Below are 241 nucleotides of genomic sequence, written 5' to 3'. Positions count from 1 at the left end.
ATTCGCCGAACGCCTCACCGCGGGCGCGGAGGCCGGCTGGTTGGCCGAAGCGGCCTGGACCCGCCGCAACCACCACCCCTACCGCGCCGGAATCCCCTTCACCGACAACACCGCTCTACAACAAGCGCTGACCGACTTCACCGAAGGCACCGGACCGATCAACCGAACCGTGACCAGCAAGGCAGCCGAACCGGTGTTCGTGTTCACCGGCATGGGCCCACAATGGTGGGCCATGGCCCGC

General features: G+C 67.6%; 1 protein-coding gene. It reads left to right on the top strand.

The genetic code is table 11. From position 1 onward, the window contains the following. Nucleotides 1-241 (top strand): hypothetical protein (locus ACL02S_RS24320; RefSeq protein ID WP_412804819.1); only part of this gene is annotated, 241 nt, incomplete at both ends.

Source organism: Nocardia spongicola (assembly GCF_047200775.1).
Taxonomy (GTDB): Bacteria; Actinomycetota; Actinomycetes; order Mycobacteriales; family Mycobacteriaceae; genus Nocardia.
This window is presented reverse-complemented; position numbering and strand designations above follow the sequence as displayed.